At 67.8% G+C, this 3,698-nt stretch carries 6 protein-coding genes; 3 read left to right on the top strand and 3 right to left on the bottom strand.

The genetic code is table 11. The annotated features are described in order from the left end of the window. The first annotated feature begins 105 nt into the window (after positions 1-105). Positions 106-249: a DUF2834 domain-containing protein gene (locus RMO30_RS04745; RefSeq protein ID WP_309710191.1), complete on the top strand. Its 144-nt coding sequence runs from the start codon at positions 106-108 to the stop codon at positions 247-249. After that, on the top strand, positions 246-422 hold the full coding sequence (locus RMO30_RS04740) for a hypothetical protein (RefSeq protein WP_309710188.1): 177 nt from the start codon (positions 246-248) through the stop codon (positions 420-422). The genes RMO30_RS04745 and RMO30_RS04740 overlap by 4 nt, the downstream gene beginning before the upstream one ends. 8 nt (positions 423-430) lie before the next feature. Here RMO30_RS04740 and RMO30_RS04735 read toward each other — a convergent pair whose 3' ends face one another. Continuing rightward, entirely contained in the window at positions 431-2,098 is a 1,668-nt protein-coding gene (locus tag RMO30_RS04735) for a phospholipase D-like domain-containing protein (RefSeq protein WP_309710186.1), read from the bottom strand. A gap of 76 nt (positions 2,099-2,174) precedes the next feature. Here RMO30_RS04735 and RMO30_RS04730 point away from each other — a divergent pair, with 76 nt between their 5' ends. Next, on the top strand, positions 2,175-2,597 hold the full coding sequence (locus RMO30_RS04730) for a hypothetical protein (RefSeq protein ID WP_309710183.1): 423 nt from the start codon (positions 2,175-2,177) through the stop codon (positions 2,595-2,597). Here RMO30_RS04730 and RMO30_RS04725 read toward each other — a convergent pair. Beyond that, positions 2,594-2,893: a DUF1905 domain-containing protein gene (locus RMO30_RS04725; RefSeq protein ID WP_309710181.1), complete on the bottom strand. Its 300-nt coding sequence runs from the start codon at positions 2,891-2,893 to the stop codon at positions 2,594-2,596. The two genes, RMO30_RS04730 and RMO30_RS04725, sit on opposite strands and share 4 nt — an antisense overlap. Beyond that, complete coding sequence (locus RMO30_RS04720; RefSeq protein ID WP_309710178.1) at positions 2,890-3,648, bottom strand: hypothetical protein; 759 nt, start codon at positions 3,646-3,648, stop codon at positions 2,890-2,892. Before RMO30_RS04720 ends, RMO30_RS04725 begins: the two co-directional genes overlap by 4 nt. Positions 3,649-3,698 lie beyond the last annotated feature (50 nt).

Raw genomic sequence — 3,698 nt, 5'->3', positions numbered from 1 at the left:
CACCCAGCGGGCGCGCTGGACTCCACTCGCGATCGGCTACCTCGCCCTCGCGATTCTCGGCCTGATCGCCACCTGGACGTTCAACATCCTCACCTCCTCGCGGTCGTGGTCGGCGTCTTCATCGTGATCGAGGGGCGCCGCATCGGGATGCGCCACGCGTGGCTCTTCCCGCCGCTCTCCGCGGTGACGGCGACCGCGTTCGCCATGCCGTTGTTCCTGGCGCTGCGGGAGAGGAAACTGTCCGCATGACTGATGCCCCGAACGAGCCGGACGCGCGGCGCGAGTCCGACGTGGAACCCGCAGATGAAACAGCCCAGGTGGCGATGAAGCCCGCCAAGAAGAGCAAGAAGCGCGGCAAGTCCGGCGCCAAGAAGCCCGGAGCGAAGAAGCCCGGAGGCGGGGGAGGCGGCGGCGGAATCTAGGCTCGCGCCTAGTTGCCCGAGAAGTAGCGCCGACGCAGGTAGCGATCCGATCCGGAGTCGAAGTAGCCGGTCTCTGCCCACTGCGTCGATTCGTGCAGGTAGTTCGGCTGGAACGCTGCGTCGAAGGTGCGACGGTTCTTCTGGGCGAGAGACTCCCGGAAGGCGTAGTGGCTGAACAGTCGCATGAACTCGCCGAGATAGACGTCGGCGACCGCCGGCGCTCCGCGGATCACGAGCATGTTCTCGTCGTTGCTCTCGGTCGACGCCTTGGAGAAGTTGGCCGACCCGATGACGATGAGCGGGTCGGGGCCGAGCGGGTCGACGAGCATGTACTTCGTGTGCACGTAGAGAACGTGGGCATCGTCGGTCGCCCGATCGATCTCGGCGAGCCACCGGTCGAAGGAGTTGAGTTCGATCTTGGCGCCGACGGCGATCGTCGTGTTGGGCAGCCGACGGATGCGGTCGATCGTCTTCGACTGTTCGGCGAACGTCTTTCCGTTGCCCTTCTTCTCCATGAGGGCGAAGCGCAGCGCCCGGTCGGCGCGGTCGTAGGCCTCGACGAACCGGGCATCCATCCCGAACGCGAACGTCATGAACAGGCCGCGCTTCGCTGATTTGGCGCGGGATGCGTACCAGTCGAGCACCTCGAGGCCGAGGCGCGGCGAGAACACGACTTCCGTGTCAGAGGCTCCCGCCGCCGGGTTCGTGACCGGCTGCGGCGACAGCGCGCTCACCGCGGTCGCCGTCGGCTTGCGAGTGAGGTCGGCGTCGAGGATGTCCCAGTACGTCCGATAGGAGGCCGCGACGGCGGCATCCCGCACGATGTGGGCGTTGTTCGAGTGTCCGAAGATGCCGTTCTGGGAGAGATTGGTCGAACCCGTCCACACCTCGGCGGGCTGGCCGGCAGGGGAGTAGACGAAGAACTTGTTGTGGGCGAAGCCGCCCGACCGGGTTCGCGGCTTGCAGAGCCCGGCGATCCCGCTGGCGGCGAGTGCGGCCTCGTTGCCGGCCCGCGCACTGTCAGCGTCGTAGAGCACCGTGATCGCGGCTCCCCGGTCGCGGGCGGCCGCGAGCGCGGCGTGGATGCGCGGGCTCTCGAACTCGTAGAACGCGCCATGCAGCTCGTCGCCGGCACCCGCCTGGGCGAGGAACGACTCGAGTCCTTCGACGAGTCCGCGCGACAACCAGTCGTAGGCGGCCTGACCGACCTCGTCAGGCGGCCGGTTCTGGAATCGGCGGGCGTACTCCTGTGAGGCGATCGCACCGCGGTTGAAGAACACCGCGTGTCTGCCCTGATCGACCTGCTCGGTCGTCACCGTCACCTCGACCCGCGCATCGTCGACGAGCCCGTTCGGTTGCCCCTTTCGCGCGACCACCCGATACGTGTACGTCTGCCCCGGCGTGACCGAATAGTCGGCCCACTGAAAGGTCTGAAACGGATGCTTCCGAGAGGAACGTCCAACGCCCGGCGGCGGATGAGCCTCGACCGACTCGAAAGTCTTGAGCCCGGTAAGCCACTCGACCTCACCATCCGAATGGCGATGTCGTCGGATCGCGAAGCCGAGCACCTTGCGGGTACGGATGCGACCGAGCGAGAGGTCCCAGCCGAGGGTCACCACGAAACTGCCGGCGACCGCCAGTACCTCTAGACCATCGGAACTCCCAGTGCTCCGCATGAGCTCAGGCTATGCCTGCTCAGCGTGCCGCACAGTCCTCATTCCGTAGGACCGGGCGGATGGGCAGAATGTCGTCATGACGGATGGCCACTCCGATACTGCCCATGCCGAAACCGCTCTCGCTGAATTCGTGCGGATCGTCGAGACCCTCGGATCGGAGGTGGAACGCCGGCAGATGATGGGCTGCCCGATCATGATGCGTGAGGGCAAGATGGTCGCCTGCCTCGACGCCGACGTTCTCGCCGTGAAACTCGGGCGTTCGCGCGAGGAGCACGCCGAAGCACTCGCGCTGCCCGGTGCCGCGACCTGGTCGCCGAAGGAAAGTCACCGGCAGTTCTCCGACTGGGTCGGCATTCCGGTGTCGGCGAGTGACGCATGGCTCGACTGGACCTGCACCGCGATCGACCTCGCCGACGAGGCCGCACTGATCGCGGCGTCCCAGCCCGCCAAGCCGCCCCGCGGAAAGCCTGGCGGCGGGGGCGGCGGCCGCGGACTCTAGAGGTCGAGCTCGACCTTCAGCATCGCGGTGTCGCCGACCTCGACGCCTTCCGCCTTGCGGACCGCCTTCTTGAGCGGCAACACGTAGACCCCCGCCTTCGCGTCGGGAAAGATCGACGTCTTCCACACGGTCGCGCCGAGTGTGGCGGTGACCCGCACCGAGCCGAATCCGCGAGGGAGGGCGCCAGCTGTTTCACGAATCTCGGCGGATGCTTCCTGCGGGAGGCTCACGAAGACCCACGAGTCGCCCTGGCGCGCATCCCACAGCCACAGTTCGGCGTCGAACAGGTAGATCACGGGGTCACCCTATGCGGGACGACAGCGTGCAGGGGCACGACGTCGCGCACGCGTGGCTCAATGGGGGAGACCTGCTGGTCGGTGCCGGGCAGCCACAGCCGCCGGGATTTCACCCGCCCCTGCCACGCCGACGACACCGAACCCACGGTGACCTGACGCGCGGTGAGATGTCCGAAGCCCACACCGAGTCCCACCCAGGCGCTCTCGGAAATCGAGAGGGCCGCATCCGCCTGCGGCCACTCGCCGAGCGCGACGAGCACCGCCTCACGCTGCCGCAGTCGCGCGGCCAGCTTGCCCGCCGCGGCTTCGGGCACCCGGGAACGGCCGTCGCGCACGGGTGGCTTCACGAGCACGATCGAGACGACGTCGACGAGCGCTGAGACCACCGACAGCCACTGCTGACCGGGATGCGGCACGAGCACGAGCCGCTTGAGGTCGAGCCCGAGACCGGCAGCCGCCTCTGTGCCGAGATCGGGCACGCCGACGACGGCGCACCAGGCTCCCGCCGCACTCGGGGCCTGCAGCAGCGCGAGGGCGAGAGTGGTGGAGGCTGCCACCTGGTACCGGCCGCCGGCCGCGATCGCCCCGCTGGGCAACAAGTCGCCGAGTGCCGGGTGGGTCGGGATGGCGCGGGTATCGAGGCGGTTGCGCTGCATCCCGCGGCTGCGCGCCTGCAGATCGCGGATGACATCGGCATTGCTCGGGGGAGCGTCGAGCACGACAGCAGCAGCTGTCGCTGCATTCGACTCGAACATACATTCGATTCTGCCACCGTCGGCTGACAGAAGCCATGGCACGGGCTGCG

The organism is Pseudolysinimonas sp., from assembly GCF_031389465.1.
In the GTDB taxonomy this organism is placed as follows: domain Bacteria; phylum Actinomycetota; class Actinomycetes; order Actinomycetales; family Microbacteriaceae; genus Pseudolysinimonas_A.
The sequence above is the reverse complement of the archived record's forward strand: the minus strand, read 5'-3'. Positions and strand labels throughout refer to the sequence as shown.

Excerpts from the sequence above, each read along its gene's own strand:
- RMO30_RS04740 (WP_309710188.1), top strand. The coding sequence starts at position 246 with ATGACTGATGCCCCGAACGAGCCGGACGCGCGGCGCGAGTCCGACGTG.
- RMO30_RS04735 (WP_309710186.1), bottom strand. The coding sequence starts at position 2,098 with ATGCGGAGCACTGGGAGTTCCGATGGTCTAGAGGTACTGGCGGTCGCC.
- RMO30_RS04730 (WP_309710183.1), top strand. The coding sequence starts at position 2,175 with ATGACGGATGGCCACTCCGATACTGCCCATGCCGAAACCGCTCTCGCT.
- RMO30_RS04720 (WP_309710178.1), bottom strand. The coding sequence starts at position 3,648 with ATGTTCGAGTCGAATGCAGCGACAGCTGCTGCTGTCGTGCTCGACGCT.